The sequence below is a fragment of the Candidatus Methylomirabilota bacterium genome (assembly GCA_036005065.1).
GTDB lineage: Bacteria > Methylomirabilota > Methylomirabilia > Rokubacteriales > DASRDR01 > DASYQW01.
The window spans coordinates 1-1,505 of the sequence record DASYQW010000226.1; the positions used below are offsets into that span (position 1 = coordinate 1).

2 protein-coding genes are annotated in these 1,505 nt (G+C 72.5%); both read right to left on the reverse strand.

Annotation, left to right across the window (positions count from 1 at the left end):
* Positions 1 to 585: hypothetical protein (locus VGW35_16800; protein HEV8309319.1), on the reverse strand; the 585-nt coding region annotated here is incomplete at its 3' end.
* A gap of 46 nt (positions 586 to 631) precedes the next feature.
* On the reverse strand, positions 632 to 1,505 hold an 874-nt coding region (locus tag VGW35_16805; protein ID HEV8309320.1), incomplete at its 5' end, for a CocE/NonD family hydrolase C-terminal non-catalytic domain-containing protein.

Consider the following 1,505-nt stretch of genomic DNA (forward strand, 5'->3'; position numbering starts at 1 on the left):
GTCACGAGCGGCCCCAGCGGTGGGTGAGTCGAATCCCGGCGACGAGCGCGAGGCGGCCGGCTTCTTCCTCAACGACCCGCTGCCAAGCTGGATGATCCCTTCCCGGATCTGAAATACTTCCGCGAGAACCACCCGGTCTTCTACTACGCGCCGTTCGATCAGTGGTTCATCTTCGGCTACGCGGAGGTCGCCGCCCTCTTCGCCGACCCCCGACTGAGCGCCGACCGCATGAAGGGCTTCGTCGACGCGGCGCCGGCCCAGGTCCGCGACGACCTCCGAAAGATCGCGCCGTTCCTCGAGACGTGGATCCTGATGATGGACGAGCCGGAGCACGGTCGCGTGCGCCAGGCCCTCCACCGCGGGTTCAACGCCCGGGCGGTCCAGGCCCTGGTCCGGCAGATCCAGGCGGCGGTCGACGAGCTGCTGGACGGCGTGCAGAGTCGGGGACACATGGACGCGGGCGGCGAGTTCGCCTTCCGGCTCCCGGCCTATGTGCTCTCCGACTTTCTCGGTGTCCACAAGGAAGACCGGGACCGGGCGGCCGATCGAGTGGTACCGGAACGCCGGCAACCGGGGGCCGATCACCCTGCCGGTGGCCTTCTGAGGGCGGGATTCCGGGAGGCGCTCGGGCTCAGACCAGGTCGCGGGGAACCGCGGTATTCCAGCTCTGGCCGAAGACGCGAGCCTCGCCCTCGAAGGCGTCGAGGGTGGCCTGCACCCGGAACTCCTCGCGCGTCGCCGAGAGCGCCGCGCGGGTGCGCGTCTCGATGCGCCAGTCGCCGCGCCGCATCCGGACGGTCGAGGCCACTTCTGCCCGCGCCGACAGCGGATCGTCGGGGCGAATCTCGTAGCGCTCGGTGACCACGGTCTGCACGGTGAGGTCGATGTCGTCCAGCCGATAGAGCCCGCTGTCCTGGCAGGTCTCCTGCGTGACGACCCCGGCGGCGATGTCGTGGTGAATCGTCCGCGTCGCGCGGGCGGACTCGAGCACGGTGGTGGGGAGCGGCGGCGGCGCCTCGGGCGGCGGAAGGGGCGGGAGCTCGGCGTCGGCCGGGTCCGGCGGGCGCACGGGCAGCTCGAGCGTGCTGGTACCCGTGACGACGGTCAGCGTCACCGGCTCGGGCGCCGGCCACACGATCGGCCAGTAGGCCGTGGACAGCGCCAGGCGCACCCGATGACCGGGCGGGAAGGCCTGGGCCACGTCGCCGAGCTCGAGGCGGACCCGGTAGCGGCGCCCGGGCGTGAGCGGGGCCGGCGCCGCGTGGCCGTCCTTATGGGTGAGGTTCAGCACGCCGTAGGTGACGCGGGTGGCGGCCCCGTCCGGGGCGACGTCGGAGAGCCGGGCGACGACGAAGGCGACGGGGCGGTCGGCGGCCACCTCCAGCTCCACGACCGGCGCCCCGAGGATCTCCACGCGCTCGGCGAGCGGCTCGGTGTCGAAGACGAGCGAGCCGCCGTCCTCGAAGCGCTGATCGGTCGGCAGGTCCGGCCCGGAGCCATGGGCG